Genomic DNA, 20,051 nt, shown 5'->3' on the forward strand with positions numbered 1-20,051 from the left:
CTCGTGAGCACGCCTGATCCCTTCGCGGCCTTCGAGTCCGAACGCACCGTCATCAAGCCCAAGCCGCGCACGCCCGGTGCGGGCGGCAATGCGCCGCCGCCGATGATGCCGCCGCCTTCCTCCCCGGGCGCCGAGCCGCTGCCCACCGAGCTGGGCGACCTGGGCCTGCTCAATCCGCTGGTGTCGGCCGCCGGGCGGCTGCTGGTGCTGATGGGCAAGCTGCGCAACCTGGTGCAGCCGCCCGACGTGGGTGCGCTGCGCGCCTCGGCCGCGCAGGCGGTGCAGCAGTTCGATGCCGATGCGCGCCGCGCCGGCGCCAGCAACGAGACCGTGCTGGCCGCCCGCTACGTGCTGTGCACCGCGCTGGACGAGGCCGTGGCCAACACGCCCTGGGGCGTGTCGGGCGGCTGGAACAAGCAGAGCCTGCTGGTGCAGTTCCACAACGAAACCTGGGGCGGCGAGAAGGTCTTCCAGCTGCTGGCCCGCCTGGCGCAGGACGTGCCCACGCACCGCCAGCTGCTCGAACTCATCTACAGCGTGCTGGCCCTGGGCTTCGAGGGCCGCTACCGCGTGGTCGACAACGGCCGCGCCCAGCTGGACTCGGTGCGCCAGCGCCTGGCCGACCTGATCCGCAAGGACCGCCCGCCGCTGGAGCCGGCGCTGTCGCCCCACTGGCAGGGCGCGGGCGGCGGCAGCGCGCGGCTGCGCGAATCGGTGCCGCTGTGGGTGGTCGGCGCCGGCTTCCTGCTGCTGCTGGCACTGGTCTGGTTCGGCCTGCGGCTGTGGCTGGGCAACCTGTCCGACACCACCTGGTCGCGCGTGGCGGGCCTGCGCCTGCCCAACACGCAGCTCGTGCCGCCGCCTGCTCCGGTGCCGGCCAAGTCGCCGCGGCTCGCGCGCTTCCTGGAGGCCGAGGTCAAGCAGGGCCTGGTGACCGTCACCGACGAGGCCGACCGCAGCACGGTGCGGCTGCGCGGCGATGCCTTCTTCGGCTCCGGCAGCGCCGAGCCCATGGCGCAGGCCATGCCGGTGCTGGTGCGCATCGGCCAGGCCCTGGCCGAGGTCAAGGGCGAGGTGCTGATCACCGGCCATTCCGACAGCCAGCCGATCCGCTCGCTGCGCTATCCCTCCAACTGGCACCTGTCCACCGCGCGGGCCGAGGCCGTGCGTCAGGCGCTCGCGGCGCAGGTCGACCCGGTCCGCATGAAGGCCGAAGGCAAGGCCGATGCCGAGCCCGTCGCCGCCAACGACACGCCCGCCAACCGGGCGCGCAACCGGCGCGTGGACATCGTCCTATTGGCTCCCCCTGAAGGAGCGGCGAAATGAAGGCCGTCTTCAAGTTCATCTTCCACCCGGTGCTGCTCACCGTGGTGGCCCTGGCCATCCTGGGCCTGCTGATCTGGTGGATCGGCCCGCTGATCAAGATCGGCGCGCTGGTGCCGCTCGAAAGCGAGCTCGCGCGCGCCATCCTGATCGGCGTCATCGTGCTGCTGGTGCTGCTGCGCCTGGCCATCCGCCGCTGGCGCGTGCGCCGGGCCAGCCGCGCGCTGACCGACGGCCTGATGAAGGCGCCCGCCACCGCCAAGGCCGAAGCCCCCGGCAATGGCGAGCAGCAGGTGCTGGCCGACCGCTTCGGCGAGGCCATCGCCACGCTCAAGAAGATGCGCCTCACCGCGGCCGGCAAGAAGCCCGGCTGGCGCGACTGGCTGTCGCTGTCCGGCGGCAGCTACCTCTACGACCTGCCCTGGTATGTCTTCATCGGCGCACCGGGTTCGGGCAAGACCACGGCGCTGGTCAACTCGGGCCTGTCGTTCCCGCTGGCCGAGAAGTTCGGCGCCGGCGCCATCCGCGGCGTGGGCGGCACCCGCAACTGCGACTGGTGGTTCACCGACGAGGCGGTGCTGATCGACACCGCCGGCCGCTACACCACGCAGGACAGCCATGCCGCCGAGGACAAGAGCGCCTGGGACGGCTTCCTCAACCTGCTGAAGAAGGCCCGCCCGCGCCGGCCGCTCAACGGCGTCTTCCTCACCGTCAGCGTCGCCGACCTGCTGGGCCAGGGCCTGGAGGCGCGCAGCGCACTGGCCGCTTCCATGCGCGCGCGTCTGCTGGAGCTGGACGAGCGCCTGACCACCCGCCTGCCGGTGTACGTGCTGGTGACCAAGAGCGACCTGCTCTACGGCTTCACCGAATACTTCGCCGACCTCGGCAAGGAGCAGCGGGCGCAGGTCTTCGGCTTCACCCTGTCGCCCGATGAGGGCTCGCACCTGGCCGAGCACGGTCTTCAGCAGCCCTTCCAGCGCGAGTTTTCGCTGCTGCACGAGCGCGTCAACAACGGCCTCATCGAGCGCATGCAGCAGGAGACCGACGGCACCCGCCGCGGCGCCATCTTCGGCTTTCCGGCGCAGTTCGCCACCGTGGGTCCGCTGCTCGCGGACCTGCTGGACCAGGTGTTCACCGGCTCGCGCTTCGCCCAGCCGCCGTGGGTGCGCGGCGTGTACTTCACCAGCGGCACGCAGGAGGGCAGCCCCATCGACCGCGTGATGGGCAGCCTGGCGCGCAGCTTCGGCATCGAGCGCGCCATCCTGGCGCCGCAGAAGTCCAGCGGCCGCAGCTACTTCCTCACCACGCTGCTCAAGGACGTGGTGTTTCCCGAGCAGCGCCTGGCCGGCGCCGACGTCAAGCTGGAGCGCAAGCGCCACCTGCTGCGCCTGGCCGGCGTCTCGGCCATGGGCCTGGTCACGCTGGCGCTGCTGGCGGGCTGGGGCTGGTCGGCCTGGCGCAATGCCGAGTACCTGAAGTCGGTGGAGGCCAAGCTGGAGCCCACCCGCCAGTCGCTGGCCACGCTGCCCACGCAGGCCAGCAGCCCCATCGACATGGCCCCGGTGCTGGGCAACCTGCGCGACGTGTGGCGCACGCCGGTCAACCGCGAGGGCGACACGCCCTTCCTGATGACGCTGGGCCTGTACCAGGGCGACAAGATGGACGCCGCCGCCCAGGCCGCGCACCAGCGCGCGCTCAACGAGGCCTTCCTGCCGCAGCTGGCGCGCCGCATCGAGGACCAGCTGCGCAGCGCGCCGCGCGACAACCTCGAATACCTGTACGAGGCGCTCAAGAGCTACCTCATGATCCACCAGCCCGAGCACTTCGACCCCGAGGCGCTCAAGGCCTGGATCACGCTGGACTGGGAGCGCACGCTGGACCGCGGCGTGCCGCCCGAGCGCCGCAGGATGCTGGAGGACCAGCTCGACCTGCTGATCGCGCAAGGGCCGCCGCGGTCGCCGCTGCCCATGGACGAGAACCTGGTGCGCAGCACCCGCGGCCTGCTGGCCAGCTACCCGCCCGAGCAGCGCATCTTCAGCCGCCTCAAGCGCCAGCGCCTGGGCAAGGACATGCCCGACTTCACCGTGGCCCAGGCCGCCGGTCCCTCGGCGCCGCTGGTGTTCGAGCGGCCCAGCGGCAAGCCGCTGACCGAAGGCGTGCCGGGCCTGTTCACCTACGACGGCTACCACCAGCGCTTCCAGAACGCGGTGGTGCTGGTCACCGGCCAGCTCGCGGCCGAAGACCCCTGGGTGCTCGGCCAGGAGAAGAGCGCCGCCGACCGCGCCCGGGATGCCGCGGCCCTGGGCCAGCTCACCGACCGCGTGCGGCGCCTCTACCTGGAGGAATACGCGCGCCTGTGGCAGGCCCTGCTGGCCGACGTGCGCCTGATCCGCGCGGGCGGGCTGGAGAAGAACATCGACATCGCCCGCATCGTCTCGGGCGTGGATTCGCCGCTGGCCAACTTCCTGCGCGCGGTGGTCAAGCAGACCACGCTCACGCCGGCCAAGGACGACAAGTCCGCCGTCGGCAAGGCCGCCGAGACCGTGCGCAACACGCGCAAGGGCCTGGAGGAGCTGTTCGGCGGCAGTGGCAGCGACGCGCAGCGCGCGGTGCCGGTGGGCAAGAGCATCGAGTCCATCGTGGACGACCGCTTCGAGAGCCTGCGCCGGCTGGTCACGCCTGCGGCGCCGGGCCAGCCCGCGCCCATCGACGACGCGCTCAAGCTCTTCAACGAGGTGTACGTCTACCTCACGGCGGTGGACACGGCCGTCAAGAGCCGCAGCGCGCCGCCTCCGGGCGACGTGGCCGGCAAGCTCAAGTCCGATGCGGGGCGCCTGCCCGACCCGGTGCGCTCGATGATCGAGAACCTCAGCAGCACCGGCGCCGCCCAGGCCCGCGTGGCCGAGCGCGGCAACCTCAGCCAGGACCTGCGCCCGGTGACCGAGTTCTGCCAGCGCGCCATCGCCGGCCGCTATCCCTTCGTGGAGAGCAGCAACCGCGACGTGCTGCCCGAGGACTTCGGCCAGATGTTCGGCCCCGGCGGGCTGATGGACGACTTCTTCCAGAAGAAGCTGGCGCAGCTGGTGGACACCAGCCGCCGGCCGTGGCGCTACAAGCCCATCGCCGAGCAGGGCGCCATCTCGCCGGCCGCGCTGCAGCAGTTCGAGCGTGCGGACGTCATCAAGCAGGTGTTCTTCCGCGGCGGCGGCCGCACGCCCGGCATGCGGCTGGACTTCAAGCCGGTCGAGATGGACGCCGGCATCACCAGCTTCTCGCTCGACGTCGATGGTCAGACGGTCAAGTACGCGCACGGCCCCATCGTGCCGATGACCGTGCAGTGGCCCGGGCCGCGCAACACCAACCAGGTGCGCCTGACCATCGCGCCGCCCACCTCGGGCGGCACCTCGGGCCAGGTCACCGAAGGGCCGTGGGCGCTGTTCAAGATGCTCGACCGCGGCCAGCTGGCCTCGGGCGACGGGCCGGAGAAGTTCTTCATCACCTTCCAGCTCGACGCGCGGCGCGCCCGCTTCGAGGTCACGACCAACAGCGTGCAGCATCCGATCCGGATGAAGGAGCTGCGCGAGTTCTCCTGCCCGGAGGGCCTCTGATGGCGGCGCACTTCCTGGCCGAGCCGCAGACGCTGCCGGGCTGGTTCGGCAAGCTGCCGGGCATCGGCGACTTCGCCCACCGGCGCCTGCCGGCGGACTTCCGCGAGGCCTGGGACGGCTGGCTGCAGGAGGGCCTGATGCAGCTGCGCCTGCGCCACGAAAGCGACTGGCGCGAACGTTACCTCGAAGGGCCGCTGTGGTTCTTCGTGCTGGCGCCCGGCGTGGCCGACGGCCAGGCCTGGGTGGGCGTGATGATGCCCTCCGTGGACGGCGTGGGCCGCTACTTTCCCTTCACCGTGGCCGCGGCGCTGCAGGGCACGAAGCCTGCCGCGGCCGAATGGCCTGCGCTGCTGGCCTGGTGGCAGGGCGGCGCGCAGGCCGCGCTGCAGGCGCTGGAGCAGGACCTGGACGCCGCCGCCTTCGATGCCCTGCTGGCCACGGTGTTCGGCCGCAACGAGTCGTTGGTGGAGGGGGGCGACGCGCCGGCCTGGCCCACGCATGGCCAGTCGCTGTGGCTCACGCATCCCGAGGCGGGCGCCGCCGCGGGTGCGCCCGCCCTCACCGCCGCCGGCCTGCCGCGCGGCGCGCGCTTCGACCTGCTCTTCGGCTTCGACGACCGCAGCGAGGGCAGCCTGCCGGAGGCCGCGCCATGAGCGACGCCTCGCCCGACGAACCCACCCGCATCATCGGCGGCGGCGCGCCCGGCCCCGACGAGGCCATGCGCGTGGTCACCGGCGCCGCTGATGCAGCCGATGCGACCCGTGTCGTCACGGGCGGCGGCGCCCCGGCCGGCGATGCCACGCGCGTCGTCACCGGCAGCGCCTTTGCGCCGAGCCAGCCGCGCACCGGCGCCGGCGCCGCGCCGGCCGGTGGCGGCGGCGATGCCGGCACGCTGCCGCCGGGCAGCGTGATCGCCGAATTCGAGATCACCCGGCTCATCGGCCAGGGTGGCTTCGGCGTGGTCTACGAGGCCTGGGACCACACGCTCGAGCGCGTGGTCGCCATCAAGGAATACCTGCCCACCTCGCTGGCCACGCGCACCGGCGACGGGACCATCATGCCGCTGTCGGAGCGCCACCGCGAGACCTTCGACCTGGGCATGCGCTCCTTCATCAACGAGGCCCGGCTGCTGGCGCAGTTCGACCATCCCTCGCTGCTGAAGGTCTACCGCTTCTGGCAGGAGCGCGGCACCACCTACATGGTGATGCCCTTCTACCGCGGCGACACGCTGCGCCAGGCGCTGGCCGACATCCCGGCCGGCGTGGACGAGGGCTGGCTGCTGCGCGTGATGGACGGCGTGAGCCAGGCGCTGGCCGTGATGCATGCGGCCAACTGCTTCCACCGCGACATCGCGCCCGACAACATCCTGCTGCTCGAAGGCTCGGGCCGGCCGGTGGTGCTGGACTTCGGCGCCGCGCGCCGCGTGATCAGCGACAAGACGCAGGCCATCACCGTCATCCTCAAGCCCGGCTACGCGCCCGTCGAACAGTACGCCGAGATGCCCGACATGAAGCAGGGCCCGTGGACCGACGTCTACGCCCTGGCGGCCGTGATGCACGTGGCCATCTGCGGCCGCTCGCCGCCGCCCTCGGTGGCGCGCATCCTGAGCGACAGCTACGTGCCGCTGGCCGGCAACGAACAGCTGCAGCAGCGCTACAGCCCGGCCCTCCTGGCCGCGGTGGACGCGGGCCTGGCGGTGCGGCCCGAGGGCCGGCCGCAGTCCATGGCCGAGTTCCGCCAGCAGCTCGGGCTGGAAGAGACCACCACCATGGCCGCCACGCGCAGCGCACCGGCTGGCGGCGCGGCCCCGGCCGTGGCCCGTACGCCGGCCGCCGCGCGCACGCAGCCGCCCCGGCCAGCGCCCGCCCCGGCGCCGGTCGATGGCGGCGGGGGACGCTCGAAGCTCGTGCCCGTGATCGGCGGCGTGGCCGCGCTGGCCGTCGCGGCGGGCGCGGCGCTGTGGTGGAGCGGGCGCGGCGATGGCGCCGCGCCACCGCCGCCTTCCGCCGTGGCTCAGGCTCCGGTGGCCGATGCGCCCGCTGCCGCGCCCAGCCCGGCGCCCGCGCCACCCGCCCCGCCACCGCGCGTCGCGCCGAAGACGCCGCTCGAATCGCTGCAGGCCCTGTCGGTGGGCGCCACGCCGGGCTTCGACGTCACCGCCACGGCCCGCAAGCCGGAGGTGAGCATCGGCAAGGACAAGCTGGCCTTCGACGTGCGCAGCAACCGCGACGGCTTCGTCTACGTCTTCCTGCTGGCCAGCGGGGGCGAGCTGTTCCAGCTCTTTCCCAACCTGCTGGACCGCCACAACCGCATCACGGCCGGCAGCACGATGGCCCTGCCGCGCGCCTCCTGGCCCATGGAGGCGGGCGGGCCGCCCGGCACCAACCATTTCGCCGTGGTGGTGAGCGAGCGCGAGCGCGACTTCAGCGATGCCGGCATGAAGAGCGAGGGCGTCTTCCCGCTGTTTCCGGCCGCCGGCCTGGCTTCGCTCGAAGCCGCCAATCCCGGCCCCGCCGCCACCGTGCTGCGGGGCCGGCCCGTCTGCCCGCAAAGCGCCGGCTGTGCCGACGCCTACGGCGTAGGGAGCTTCAAGATCGTCGAGAAGTGATCGTCTTCATGGTCTTCCCCGCGCGTGAACCGAAGGAGTGATCCATGCAGGTCCTGGTCCCGAATCCCCTGTCCCCCAAGGCGCCCGCGCCTCGTGGCCGCCCTGCCGCGCCGACGGGCAGCGCCCGTGCCGTCTCCCTGGCCGGCGCCACGGCGGTGACGGTGGCGGCGCTGCTGGTCGCCGGCTGCGCCACGCCGCCGCCCCCCGCTGCGCCGCCGCCGGCCCCGGTGGCCGCCGCGCCGCAGGCGCCCATCGTCATCGGGCCGCCGGTGGCCGCACCGGCGCCCGCGCCGGTCGCACCCGCGCCACGCCCGGGCGGCAGCGTCGCCGGCCAGGCCCGCACCTTCTCGACCCAGCTGGCCACCTACACCGCCACCCCCTTCGACGTGGTGCCCGGCTGGCAGCGCGACGATTTCGTCGACAGCTGGTCGGCCTTCCTCGACAGCTGCAAGGTGCTCGTGCGCCGCGGCCAGCAATGGGCGCAGGTGTGCGAGCGCGCCCGCCAGGTGGACGGCCGCAGCAATCCGGCCATCCGCAGCTTCTACGAAAGCGAATTCGCGGCCTACCAGATCCGCGACGACGACCGCCGGCCCGACGGCGTGGTCACCGGCTACTTCGAGCCCGAGATCGAGGGCAACCGCAGCTACTCGCCGCCCTTCATCTACCCGGTCTATGCCCAGCCGGAGGACATGCTCTTCCTCGACACGCGCCGCCTGCCCGCCGGCAACGGCACCGTGGCCGCGCGGCTGAACGGCCGCAACGTGGTGGTGCAGCAGGGCCTGTCGACCCGCGACATGGGCGCGCCGGGCCTGTATGCGCTGGACCTGTCGCAGATCGTGCGCGACACGGTGGACCGCAAGGCCCGCCTCCGCGTCGAGGGCCGGCAGCTGGTGCCCTACTACACGCGCGCCGAAATCGAGCGCCTGGGCGTGCCCAATGCCAAGGTGCTGGCCTTCGTGCGCAGCGCCACCGAGCTGTACGAGATGCAGGTGCAGGGCTCTGGCCGCATCCGCCTGCCCGACGGCCAGACCGTGCGCGTGGGCTATGCCGAGCAGAACGGCCAGCCCTTCCGGCCCACGCTGGCCAAGGCGGCCAACGGCAAGGCCAAGACGGCCGTGCGCACCCGCGGCTCGGCCGTCGAGCTGGAGGTGGACGACGACGAGGCCGACGAGACCGACACCAGCACGGTGCGCACCCGCGGCTTCGCGCTCGCCCTGCCGGCACGCAGCGGCCCGGTGGCCGTGCCGGGGCAGCGCACGCCTGCCGCGGCGGCGACGGGCACTGGCATCCAGGATCCGAGCTACGTCTTCTTCAAGGAAGTGCCCACCAACGCCGACGGGCCAGTGGGGGCGCTGGGCGTGCCGCTGCAGCCGGGCCGTTCCATCGCGGTCGATCCACGCAGCGCGCCGCTGGGCTTTCCGGTCTTCGTCTCCACGCGCCAGCCGGGCACGGGCACGCCGATGCAGCGCCTGACCATCGCGCAGGACACGGGCGGCGCCATCCGCGGCGCGGTGCGGGCCGACTACTTCTTCGGCAACGGCCGTCAGGCGGCCAACCAGGCGCGCCGCATGAAGGAGCGCGGCCAGCTCTGGCTGCTGCTTCCGCGCGGTCTGACGGTGGCCGCGGCGACCACGGGCGGCGGCTCGGTGCGCACGCGCGGGGCCTCTCTGGCGAACTGCGTCGTCCCCGACGACGACACCTGCTCCGATGACTGACGCTCCCCCCCAGGCTACGCGCTGCGCGCTTCGCCTACCCCCTGCAGGGGGCACATCCTGCGGCCCGGCAAAGCCGGTTCCGCGGATGTCCCCGCATGGCCTGCTCCGCGGCCGTCGGACGCGTGCCGCCACAGCCCGGAGGGCCTGATGCAGAACACCCTCTCGTCCGAAGACAGCGCGGAGCTGGTGCGCCTGTGGCGCCGCCGGCAGACGCTGGCGCCGCACGAGATGGGGCGCATGTACGGCATCGTCGGCACAGCGCTGGGCGACTGCCATCCGCCCGAGCTCAAGGCCCTGGGCGAAGGCCGGCAGGAGCTGGTGGCGCAGTTCATCTACCTCAAGGTGCTGCGGCTCGACGCCGACCCGGAAGAGGGCGAGGAGGAGGGCGCCGGGGGTGCCACCGACCGTGCCGCGCACAGCGCGCCGTCGACCGCCTTCGCCCTGTGCGCCTACTTCCGCCGCTACCTGATCGACTGCACGCGGGCCACCAGCTTCCGCCGCAAGCTCTCGCTGGGCGAGGAGGTGAGCGACGAGCAGCTCGATGCCCACCTGCGCGGCCATCGCGGCGGCGCGGGCGATGCCGCCGGCTGCCTGGCCGAGCACGGCCTGAGCATGGCCGGCGTGGCCGAGGCGGCGCGCCGCTTCATCGCCGGTCTGGGTGAGCCCGAGCGGCTGCTGCTGTGCGAAGGCTTCGGCCGCGAGGCGCCGCTGTCGGGCGTGGCCGCGCGCCATGCCATCGCCTCCTACCACTACCGCGCCGGCCGGCTGGGCCTGGTGCACCGGCGCGAATCGCTGCCGGCGGACTATGGCCGCACCCTGCTGGGCGGCTGGATCGCGCAGACCCTGGGCATCGCCATCGAGCCCGGCAACATGGACGCGATCGGCGCGGTTTTCGAAATCCTCGGTGCTGAGGCGTCCTCCTCCTGACGACATAGACCATCAGGACGGATGCCATGCGCCCCCTCGACCTCTGGCCCCCGCTGGCCCACATCCGCAGCATGCTCGAAGGCCCGCCGGTGCGCCGCCCCGCCGCGGGCCCGGCGCGCGAGGGCGAACCTGCCGCTGCCGAAGCAGGCGCCCCCACCGACCTGCTGCTGCCGCTGACCGAGCTGGCCCGCCGCCGCGAAGCCCTGGCCGCCCGCGGCTTCGGCGCGCGCTGGGCGCCCGGTCGCCTGCTCTCGGTGCTGTGCGAGGGCCGCATGCTGGGCGTGCTGCTCGACCGCCTGCTGCCCGACGGCCGGTGGCAGGGCTGGCTGGCCGTGGGCGAGGCCGACTGGGCCGGCGCCTGGGACGTGCTGCTGGAGCCACAGGACGAGCCTTTCGAGCCGCTGTTCGGCGTGGTGCAGGCCTGGAACCCGGTCACGCTGGTGCCCTCGCCGCAGCTGTGCGCGCGCGTGCTGGGCGAGCTGTCGGCCACACGGCTGGCGGCCGTGCGCGCCGTGGCCGACGAATGGGCCGCGCAGCGCGTGGGTGCGCCGGCCGGCACGGTGCAGGCCACGCCGGCCGCGCCCGGGCAGATCGCGCTGCGCAGCGTGGCCGGCTGCTTCACGGTGCTGACCGGCACGCCCCTGGCCGCCGAAGGCGATCCGCGGGCCGACTACCAGGGGCTGTACCAGCAGGCCGCACGGCGGCTGGCGCAATCGGCAACGCCGATGGCGCGCACCGCTGGCGCACCGCTGCGTGGCGCCGCGCAGTCGATGCACGGCAGCGGTCGCGGTGGCGCGGGGCAACGTCACGGCGAGGACGACGGCGGCCCGCTCCGGCGCTTCTTCCGTCGCCTGGGCGGTGGCGCCGGCGGCTTCCGCGGCACCTGGGGCCCGGCCCTGGGCGTGCTGGCGCTGGTGCTCGTGGTGCAGAACGCCGGCCTGCTGCCCGCCCTGCACGGCGGCGACGACGACGCCATGCGCCTGCGCGATGCGCCGCCCACCGCGCCCGCCGCGCCGCAGGTCGACGCGCGGGTGCGCTGGAAGCCCGGCACCGACATGGCCGATGCCGCCCGTCTGCTGCAGACGGCCGGTGCCCAGGCCGTCGCCGGCCCGGACGGGCAGGGCCGCTGGTCGCTGCGGCTGCTGCAGCCGCAGGACGGGCTGGCCGTGTTGCGCTCCTCGCCGCTGGTGGACGCGGTCGAGCTGCCTTGAAAGCCGTCCCCATGCGCCGACTCGCCCTGTTGCTGCTGCTCGCGCTGGCCGCCCTGCCGGCCGCAGCGGTGCAGCGCGCGCTGCTGGTGGGCGTGTCGGAGCTGCCCTTCCAGCCGCAGAACCTGTGGCTGCAGGCGCCGCGCAACGACGTGCTCTTGATGCGCGAGGTGCTGCAACAGCAGGGCTTCGCGCCGGCCGACATCGCCACGCTGGCCGACGGCGTGCCCGGCGCACAGCCGCCCGACAGCCGCGCCATCGGCCAGGCGCTGCAGCAACTGCTGGCCCGCTCGGGCCAGGGCGACTTCGTGCTGCTGTACTTCTCGGGCCATGGCACGCGGCTGCGTGACACGGCCAAGCGCTACCAGGAGCCCGACGGCCTGGCCGAGAACTTCCTGGCGCGCGACGTGCGGGGAACCATCGGCGGGGGCCGCGCTCTGAACGGCGGCGTGCGCGACGTCGACGTGGACGGCTGGATCCAGGCCTTCCTCTCGCGTGGCGTCTTCGTGTGGGCGGTGTTCGACACCTGTTCGGCCGCCTCCATGACGCGCAGCACCCGTGCCGTCGACACCCCCGACCCCGGCCCGCCGGACGACGAGGTGCGCTGGCGCGGCGTGCGACCCGAACAGCTGACCGGCGGCGATGGCGCCGCGGTCCCCCCTCTGCCCGCCGCGCCGGCTACCGCCGCCGTGCCGCGTGCCCGATACGTGGCCTTCTTCGCTTCGGAGAGCCACCAGGTCACGCCCGAGCTGCGCCTGCCGCGCGGCGATCGGCAGGCCCGTCCGCACGGACTGCTCACCTGGGCCCTGGCCCAGGGCCTGCAGCGCCGTCCCGCCACCTGGCGCGAACTCTTCAATGGCGCGCTGGCGGCCTATCCGCCGGTCATCGACGAGCTGGAGCAGCGCTTTCCGCAGCGCGAGCTGCCCTCGCCGGTGGCCGAGGGCAGCCTGGACCTGCCCCTCTTCGACAACAGCGCCCGCCCGCGCAGCACGCAGCCGGCGTGGCCCGCGCAGCGCGCCGGTGCCAGCCTGTCGCTGGACGCGGGCCAGCTCGACGGTCTGGAGGCGCAGCAGGCGGTAACGGTGAGCGCCGTGCTGCCCGACGGCAGCGCACGCAGCGCCACGGCGCTACTGCAGGAGGCCACGCTCTCCCAGGCGCGCCTGGCCGTGCCCGACAGCCTGCAGGACGCCGCCGGTGGCGCGCTGTGGAGCGTCGCGCCGGTGGCGCCGCCACCCTCGCTGGTGCTGCGCGTGCGCGCCGACCGGGCCCTGCCCGCCGGCATCAACCTGGACTATCCGGCCGCCATCGAGTCGGTCGATGGCGACGCCGACCTGCTGTGGGCGCCGGCCGGCCGCGCGGGCCAGCGGCTGTCTCCGCTGTCGGCCGATGCGGCGCGCTGGACGGGCGCGGTGCCTGCGCCCCCTCCGCTCACCAGCGACGCTGCCGTGCGCCGGCGGCTGGAACTCATGGCTCAGCTCAAGTGGTTCGAGCGGCTGCAGCAGTTGGCCGACGGCCGCCGCGTGGATGGGCTGGACCTGGCCATCGAGACCTGGGAAGGCGAGCGCCTGGTGGCCAGCCGGCCCCTGCCGGTGGACGGCGTGCTCGCGCCGGCCGAGGGCCAGCGCCTGCGCCTCTTGGTGCGCAACGCCAGCGGCCATTCGCTGGACCTGGCCGTGCTGGCCCTGGATGCCCAGGGCGGCCTGTGGTCCGTCTACCCCGGCGAGGCCGGCGAGGCCAACCGCTTCGAGCGCGGCCAGCCGCAATCGCCTTCCATGAAGCGCTTCGATCTGCCCGCGGGCGGGGCCGGCCGGCTGCTGGTGGTGGCCAGCCCGGCATTGCCGCAGAGCGCACCGCGCCTCTTCGGCCTGTCGGCCGCCGCGCCGCTGGCGGACCTGCGCGTGCGCGGCCAGGCCCGGCCCGACCGCGAGCGCCAGGTGCTGGCCGTAGCCGTGCGCTGGGGCGCGGCCAGGGCGCCCTGACCGCCCATCTCCCCCTTCCAGACGACGAGGAACACCATGTCATTCAACCAGGACCAGCAGATCGATGCCGACGAGGCGCTGCGCATGCTCGAACTTTCGCTCAACCGTGCCGACAACATCGACCTGGTGATGAGCATCGAAAGCAAGGGCAACCAGATCGAAGGCGAATCTCCCCGGGTGTTCGCCGATGGCAAGAAGCGCATGGCGGTGCTGGGTTACTTCGCCGCCGTCCGGGCCGATGCGGCACCGGGCGGCACCAAGTCCAAGCTCACGCTCAACGCCATGCTGATCGTGCGCCGCTGCGACGCGGCCACGGCCTCCATCGCCAACCTGATCAAGTCGCAGGTCAGCGACGTGAGCGTGCTGCTGTCCTGCTTCAAGGCCTCGGGCGACTCGTCGCCCGTCCAGGAGTCGACGCTGGAGATCGCCCTCGAAGAGGCGCGCCTGTCCAACTACGCGCTGGTGACCGGCGGCAGCGTGGGCGTGCCCTGCGAGATCCTGGCCTTCGCCTACCGCCGGATGGTCATCGCCTCGGCGCCCCAGCTGAAGGACGGCCGGCGCGGCGCCGTCCGCGGCGCCGAGCTGGGCTGACACCGCCCACGCGCCCATCCCAGACCTTCCTCCGTCCACCTAGGAGCCCCCATGAGCACCCCCGAACAACTTCTGGCCGCCCACGACCCGGCCGGCGCCCTGGCCGCTCTCACCGTGCAGGTGCGTGCCAAACCGGCAGACACGAAGCTGCGCGTCTTCCTGGCCCAACTGCTGTGCGTGCTGGGCCAGTGGGAGCGCGCGCTGAACCAGTTGAGCGTGGCCGCCGAGATGGACGCCGCCGCCATCCCCATGAAGCAGATGTACGGCGAGGCCATCCGCTGCGAGGGCCTGCGCGCCGAGGTCTTCGCCGGCAAGCGCACGCCCATGATCTTCGGCCAGCCCGACGAATGGCTGGCCCTGCTGGTGGAGTCGCTGCTGCGCATCGGCGCGGGAGATGCAGCCGCCGGCGAGCAGCTGCGCGAACGCGCCTTCGATGCGGCGCCGGCCACATCGGGAACGCTCGACGGCCAGCGCTTCGAATGGCTGGCCGATGCCGATATGCGTCTCGGACCGGTGCTGGAGGCCTTCGTCAACGGCCGCTACTACTGGGTGCCCTTCTCGCGCCTGGCCGCCGTGAAGATCGAGGCGCCCGAGGACCTGCGCGACGCCGTGTGGATGCCCGCGCATCTGACCTTCGCCAACGGCGGCGAGCAGCTGGCGCTGATCCCCACGCGCTACGACGGCAGTCAGGCCAGCAGCGACGGCGCGCTGCAGCTGGCGCGCAAGACCGAATGGCAGGAGCGTGCACCCGAGGTGTGGACGGGCCTCGGCCAGCGCAGCTTCAGCAGCGACGCGGGCGAGCATGCGCTGATGGACGTGCGCGAGATCGTGTTCGACGTGGAGCCGGGCGCATCGGCGGCCGAGGCCGGCCAGGGCGACGCCGAGGACGCCACGCAGGACAGCGCCGCCGGTGGCTGAGCCACGCGACATCGCCAGCGCGCAGGAGCGCCTGCAGCCCTCGCTGCTCGACCGGCTGGTGGACCTGGAGCCGGGCCGCGAGCGCGAAGGCGACGAGCAGCGCACGCTCACCCGCCAGGCGTTGCGGGCCGCGGTGCTGCGCGACCTGGCCTGGCTCTTCAACGCCACCGGCGAACTGCGGGGCCTGGACGAGCGCCGTCATCCTCATGCGGCGCGGTCCGTACTGAACTACGGATTGCCTATGCTGTCCGGCCAGTTCACCTCGTCGATCCAGCGTGTCAGCATGGAACAGGCGCTCAAGAACGCGATCCTGCAGTTCGAGCCCCGCATCCTGCCCCGCACCCTGGAAGTTGAACTCGTCATGGAAGGCTCCGCCCTGGACTCCCACAACCGCGTCGGTCTGCAGATCCGCGGCATGCTGTGGGCGCAGCCGGTGCCGCTGGAGTTCCTGATGCGAAGCCGCATCGACCTGGAAGAAGGGCGCGTCGACATCGAGCAGGCCACGCCTCCGCGCTGAGGGCACGCCATGGACCCCCGGCTGCTGAACCTGTACGAGCAGGAGCTGCGCTACTTCCGCGAGAGCACGTCGGAGTTCGCACGCACCTTTCCCAAGATCGCGCACCGCCTCGGCCTCGAAGGCCAGGAGGTGGCCGATCCCTATGTGGAGCGGCTGATCGAGGCCACGGCCTTCCTGGCCGCGCGGGTCAACCTCAAGCTCGACGCCGACTACCCGCGCTTCACCGGCCACCTGCTGGACATCGTCCATCCGCACTTCCTGGCGCCCACGCCCGCGATGACGGTGTGCGCCTTCGACGTCGAGCTGGAGGACGGCAACCTGGCGCGCGGCCCCGTGCTGCCGCGCGGCAGCGGGCTGCGGGCGCGGGCCGCCAGCGGCCAGAACACGCACTGCGAATTCCGCACCGGGCAGGATCTGCGGGTGTGGCCGGTCGCGCTCACGCAGGCCCAGTACTTCAGCTATGCGCCCGACCTGCCGCTGGCGCGGCATCCACGCTCGCGCGAGATCCGCGGTGGCCTGCGCTTCACGCTGCAGGCCACGGCCGGACTGAACTTCGGCCAGATCCCCATGGACGAGCTGCTGCTGCACTTCGGCGGCGCGGACGACGTGGCCTGGCAGCTGCACGAATGCGTGCTCAACCGGCCGGTGGCCGTGTGGCTGCGGCCGCTGGGCACGGGCGCCGCGGCGGGCGCGGGCCTGCGCGAGCTGCCCGGCAGCACGGTGCAGGACTGCGGCTTCGCCGACGACGAGGCGCTGCTGCCGGTCACCCACACGGGCTTCTCGGGCTTCCGGCTGGTGCAGGAGTACTTCGCCTGCCCCGAGCGCTTCCGCTTCGCGCGGCTCACCGGACTGGCGCCGCTGCTGGCCACCATGCCGGTCGCCGAGGTCGAAGTGGTGATCCTGTTCTCGCGCGGCGATGCGGCGCTGGAGAAGCTGGTGGGCCCCGACAACGTGCGACTGAACTGCGTGCCCGTCGTCAACCTCTTCCCCAAGCGGCTCGACCGCGTGCAGGTGGGCGAGGGCGTGAGCCAGTTCCACCTGCTGCCCGACCGCACCCGGCCGCAGGACTTCGAGGTGCATTCGGTGACCGAGGTGGTCGGCCACAGCGGCACGGTGCAGGGCGACGGCGTGCAGGAGCAGCGCTTCCTGCCCTTCTATGCGGCCTTCCACGGCAGCCGCCATGTGCACCCGGCCTACTACACGACCACGCGCGAGCCGCGCCTGCTGTCCGCCCGCCAGCGCAGCGAGGGCCATCGCAGCAGCCACATCGGCTCGGAGGTGTACTTGCAGATCGTCGATCCGCAGGAGGCGCCCTTTCCGACGCAGTTGCGGCAGCTGGCGGTGTCGGCCCTGGTCACCAACCGCGACCTGCCGCTGCTGCTGCCGCAAGGGCGCGACAACGACTTCGAATGCATGGACGCCTTCCCGGTGCAGCGCGTGCGCATGCTGCGCGCGCCCTCGCGGCCGGTCTCGCCGGTGGTGCAGGAAGGCCTGGGCTGGAAGGTGATCGACCACCTGGCGCTCAACTACCTGTCGCTGGCCGACAGCTCGCCGCAGCAGGGCGCGGCGGCGCTGCGCGAGATGCTGCAGCTGTATGCCTCGCATGCGGACGAGTCGCGCCAGGCGCAGGTGCGCGGGCTGCTGTCGGTGCGCACGCGCGCGCTGGTGCGCCGGCTGCCGCTGCCCGGGCCGCTGGCCTTCGGCCGCGGGCTGGAGGTGGCGCTGGAGGTGGAGCCCACCGCCTTCCACGGCGGCAGCGTGTTCCTGTTCGGCGCGGTCATGTCGCGCTGGCTGGCGCGGCATGTGGAGGTCAACCATTTCGTCGAGACCGTTCTGCACGCCGCCGGTCGCGGCGAGCTGATGCGCTGGAGGCCGCAGTGCGGGACCCGGGCGATCCTGTGAGCGCGGGCGGCACACCGGCGGCAGCCTCGGCCGTGGCCATTCCCGTGCCGGCCCCTGCGCGTGCGGGGGCGGCGCAAGTGCTTGCCGAGCGTGCGGAGCAGGCCTGGGCCTACGACTACTTCGCGCTGATGCGCCGGCTGGAGGCGACCGACCTGTCGGCCCCACGCTGGGGCCATGCGCTGCGGCCCTCCGCCGAGCCGGTGCGCGTGGGGCAGGAGCCCTCGCTCGCCTTCGCGCCCGCAGGGCTCAGCCGCTTCGAGCTGCCGCAGGGCGATGGCCGGCCGCCGCTGATCCGCCAGCATTTCTTTGCCTACGTTGGCCCCAATGGCCCGCTGCCGGTGCACCTGTCGGACTTCATCCGCGAGCGCGCGCTCAACCATGGCGACCGCACCTGGCTGGCCTTCCTCGACACCTTCCTGCACCGCTTCGCGCTGCAGTTCTACCGGGCCTGGTCGCAGGCCCGGCCAGCGCCCGGCATGGACCGCCCGGGCGAGGACCCCTTTCGCCACCGCGTGGGCGCGCTGGTGGGCATCGGCGGTGCCGCGCGGCAGCAGCGCGACGACGTGCCGGACGATGCGCGCCTGCACTTCTCGGGCTGGCTCGCTAGGCGCGTGCACAGCGCCGAGGGCGTGGAGCGGGTGCTGTCGGGCTTCTTCGAGGTGCCGGTGCGGCTGGAGCGCTGGGTGGGTCACTGGATGACCCTGCCCGAGGACGAGCTGACGCGCGTGGGCGCGAGCAATCCCAACACCGCCTCGCGCACGCTGGGCCTCGGTGCCGTGCTCGGTCGCCGCGTGTGGGACCGGCAGAACAAGGTCTGCCTGCACCTGGGCCCGCTCACCCTCGACCAATACATGCGCTTCCTGCCCGACGGCAGCGCCCGCGGCCCGCTGGTGCGCTGGGTGCAGCAACTGCTGGGCGGCGAGCTGGACTGGGATGCCCGCCTGCTGCTGCAGCGTGCCGAGGTGCCGCCCACCAGGCTGGGCATGGGCGCGCGCCTGGGCTGGACCAGCTGGATCGGCAACCGCCCGCGCGCGCACCACGCGGTGGACGTGCGCATCGCCGGCCCTTCGCACCTGTCCTCCATCGTCGCCGCGCCCGCGGCGGCCCCTGCCCACATGGCCTTGTGAAAACAGCGGCCGCCGTTCGTTCTGTCTCTACTGGAGAAACCCATGAGTGAAATCAGCCGCACCGCCCTCTTCGGCAAGCTGAATCCCCTGGCCTACAAGGCCATCGAAGGCGCGACGGTCTTCTGCAAGATGCGCGGCAATCCTTATGTGGAGCTGGAGCACTGGTTCGCCCAGCTGCTGCAGAACCAGGAGAGCGACCTGCACCGCATCGTGCAGCACTACGGGCTGGACATCTCGCTGCTGGCCAAGGACGTGACGGCCGCGCTGGACCGCCTGCCGCGCGGCGCCACCGCCATCAGCGACTTTTCGCCGCACATCGAGAACGCCATCGAGCGCGCGTGGACCTATGCCACGCTGCAGTTCGGCGAGGCCCAGGTGCGCACCGGCTACATCGTGGTCGGCATGCTCAAGACGCAGAGCCTGCGCAACCCGCTGCTGCAGCTGTCCAAGCAGTTCGAGAAGATCAAGGTCGAGGACCTGGCCGCCAACTTCGCGAAGATCTGCGACGCCTCGGCCGAAGGCAAGATGCGGGCGCAGGACGGCACCGGCATGGGAAGCGGCACGCCGGGCGAGGAGAGCGGCGCCATCGCGCCCGCCGCGATGGGCAAGGGCGATGCGCTCAAGAAGTTCACCACCGACCTCACCGAGCAGGCCCGCAGCGGCAAGATGGACCCCATCGTCGGCCGCGACGACGAGATCCGGCAGGTGGTCGACATCCTGATGCGCCGGCGCCAGAACAACCCCATCCTGGTGGGCGAGGCCGGCGTGGGCAAGACGGCGGTGGTCGAGGGCTTTGCGCAGCGCATCGCCCGCGGCGACGTGCCGCCGGCCCTCAAGGACGTGAAGCTGCTGGCCCTGGACGTGGGCCTGCTGCAGGCCGGCGCCAGCATGAAGGGCGAGTTCGAGCAGCGGCTGCGCTCGGTGATCGAAGAGGTTCAGGCCAGCGAGCAGCCGATCATCCTGTTCGTCGACGAGACCCACACGCTGGTGGGCGCGGGCGGCGCGGCCGGCACCGGCGATGCGGCCAACCTGCTCAAGCCGGCGCTGGCGCGCGGCACGCTGCGCACCGTGGGCGCCACCACCTGGGCCGAGTACAAAAAGTACATCGAGAAGGATCCGGCGCTGACCCGCCGCTTCCAGAACGTGCAGGTGGACGAGCCCGACGAGCGCAAGGCCATCCTGATGATGCGCGGCGTGGCCAGCACCATGGAGAAGCACCACCAGGTGCAGATCCTGGACGAGGCGCTGGAAGCCGCCGTCAAGCTGAGCCACCGTTACATCCCCGCGCGCCAGCTGCCCGACAAGAGCGTGAGCCTGCTGGACACCGCCTGCGCCCGCGTGGCCGTGAGCCTGCATGCCACGCCGGCCGAGGTGGACGACAGCCGCAAGCGCATCGAGTCGCTGGAGACCGAGCTGCAGATCATCGGCCGCGAGAAGGCCATCGGGATCGACGTGGCCGAGCGCGAGCAGGCCGTCAATGCCGAGCTGGCCGCCGAGCGCGACCGCCTGGGCAACCTCGAAGGCCGCTGGGGCCAGGAGAAGGCGCTGGTGGACGAGCTGCTGGCCCTGCGCGCCAAGCTGCGCAGCGGTGGGCAGCCCGTCGACGTTCCTCCCCCTCCCCCCCTGGG

At 72.8% G+C, this 20,051-nt stretch carries 14 protein-coding genes; all 14 read left to right on the forward strand.

Annotated elements, in window-relative coordinates:
- The first annotated feature begins 3 nt into the window (after positions 1–3).
- Positions 4–1,326 carry a DotU family type VI secretion system protein gene (locus QZ772_RS20050; RefSeq protein WP_295529948.1) on the forward strand — a complete coding sequence of 441 codons (1,323 nt, stop codon included), beginning with the start codon at positions 4–6 and terminating at the stop codon, positions 1,324–1,326.
- A complete protein-coding gene (gene tssM / locus QZ772_RS20055) occupies positions 1,323–4,931 on the forward strand; it encodes a type VI secretion system membrane subunit TssM (RefSeq protein ID WP_295529951.1) in 3,609 nt (1,202 codons plus the stop codon). Before QZ772_RS20050 ends, tssM begins: the two co-directional genes overlap by 4 nt.
- On the forward strand, positions 4,931–5,584 hold the full coding sequence (gene tagF, locus QZ772_RS20060) for a type VI secretion system-associated protein TagF (protein ID WP_295529954.1): 654 nt from the start codon (positions 4,931–4,933) through the stop codon (positions 5,582–5,584). Before tssM ends, tagF begins: the two co-directional genes overlap by 1 nt.
- A complete protein-coding gene (locus QZ772_RS20065; protein ID WP_295529957.1) occupies positions 5,581–7,539 on the forward strand; it encodes a serine/threonine-protein kinase in 1,959 nt (652 codons plus the stop codon). The genes tagF and QZ772_RS20065 overlap by 4 nt, the downstream gene beginning before the upstream one ends.
- Before the next feature lie 44 nt (positions 7,540–7,583).
- Positions 7,584–9,254 (forward strand): MltA domain-containing protein, encoded by a 1,671-nt coding sequence (locus tag QZ772_RS20070; RefSeq protein ID WP_295529960.1) that lies wholly within the window; start codon positions 7,584–7,586, stop codon positions 9,252–9,254.
- Positions 9,255–9,401: 147 nt separating this feature from the next.
- Positions 9,402–10,181 (forward strand): hypothetical protein, encoded by a 780-nt coding sequence (locus QZ772_RS20075; RefSeq protein ID WP_295529963.1) that lies wholly within the window; start codon positions 9,402–9,404, stop codon positions 10,179–10,181.
- A 26-nt stretch (positions 10,182–10,207) separates the two neighbouring features.
- Positions 10,208–11,392 carry a hypothetical protein gene (locus QZ772_RS20080; protein ID WP_295529966.1) on the forward strand — a complete coding sequence of 395 codons (1,185 nt, stop codon included), beginning with the start codon at positions 10,208–10,210 and terminating at the stop codon, positions 11,390–11,392.
- Between the two features lie 11 nt (positions 11,393–11,403).
- The gene (locus QZ772_RS20085) at positions 11,404–13,368 is read left to right on the forward strand and encodes a caspase family protein (RefSeq protein WP_295529970.1); all 1,965 of its coding nucleotides are present in this window, start codon (positions 11,404–11,406) and stop codon (positions 13,366–13,368) included.
- 36 nt (positions 13,369–13,404) lie between these two features.
- Positions 13,405–13,959, forward strand: coding sequence for a type VI secretion system tube protein Hcp (locus QZ772_RS20090; RefSeq protein ID WP_295529973.1), 555 nt, complete (start codon positions 13,405–13,407; stop codon positions 13,957–13,959).
- Positions 13,960–14,010: 51 nt separating this feature from the next.
- Positions 14,011–14,877, forward strand: coding sequence for a type VI secretion system accessory protein TagJ (locus QZ772_RS20095; RefSeq protein ID WP_295529976.1), 867 nt, complete (start codon positions 14,011–14,013; stop codon positions 14,875–14,877).
- Positions 14,870–15,394: a type VI secretion system baseplate subunit TssE gene (gene tssE / locus QZ772_RS20100; protein WP_295529978.1), complete on the forward strand. Its 525-nt coding sequence runs from the start codon at positions 14,870–14,872 to the stop codon at positions 15,392–15,394. Before QZ772_RS20095 ends, tssE begins: the two co-directional genes overlap by 8 nt.
- A 9-nt stretch (positions 15,395–15,403) precedes the next feature.
- Positions 15,404–17,296, forward strand: coding sequence for a type VI secretion system baseplate subunit TssF (gene tssF / locus QZ772_RS20105; protein WP_295529981.1), 1,893 nt, complete (start codon positions 15,404–15,406; stop codon positions 17,294–17,296).
- A 32-nt stretch (positions 17,297–17,328) separates the two neighbouring features.
- Positions 17,329–18,423 carry a type VI secretion system baseplate subunit TssG gene (gene tssG, locus QZ772_RS20110; RefSeq protein WP_295529984.1) on the forward strand — a complete coding sequence of 365 codons (1,095 nt, stop codon included), beginning with the start codon at positions 17,329–17,331 and terminating at the stop codon, positions 18,421–18,423.
- A 42-nt stretch (positions 18,424–18,465) separates the two neighbouring features.
- On the forward strand, positions 18,466–20,051 hold a 1,586-nt coding region (locus QZ772_RS20115), incomplete at its 3' end, for an AAA family ATPase (protein WP_295529987.1).

Origin of the sequence: uncultured Pseudacidovorax sp., assembly GCF_913773995.1 — a bacterium.
GTDB lineage: Bacteria > Pseudomonadota > Gammaproteobacteria > Burkholderiales > Burkholderiaceae_C > Xenophilus.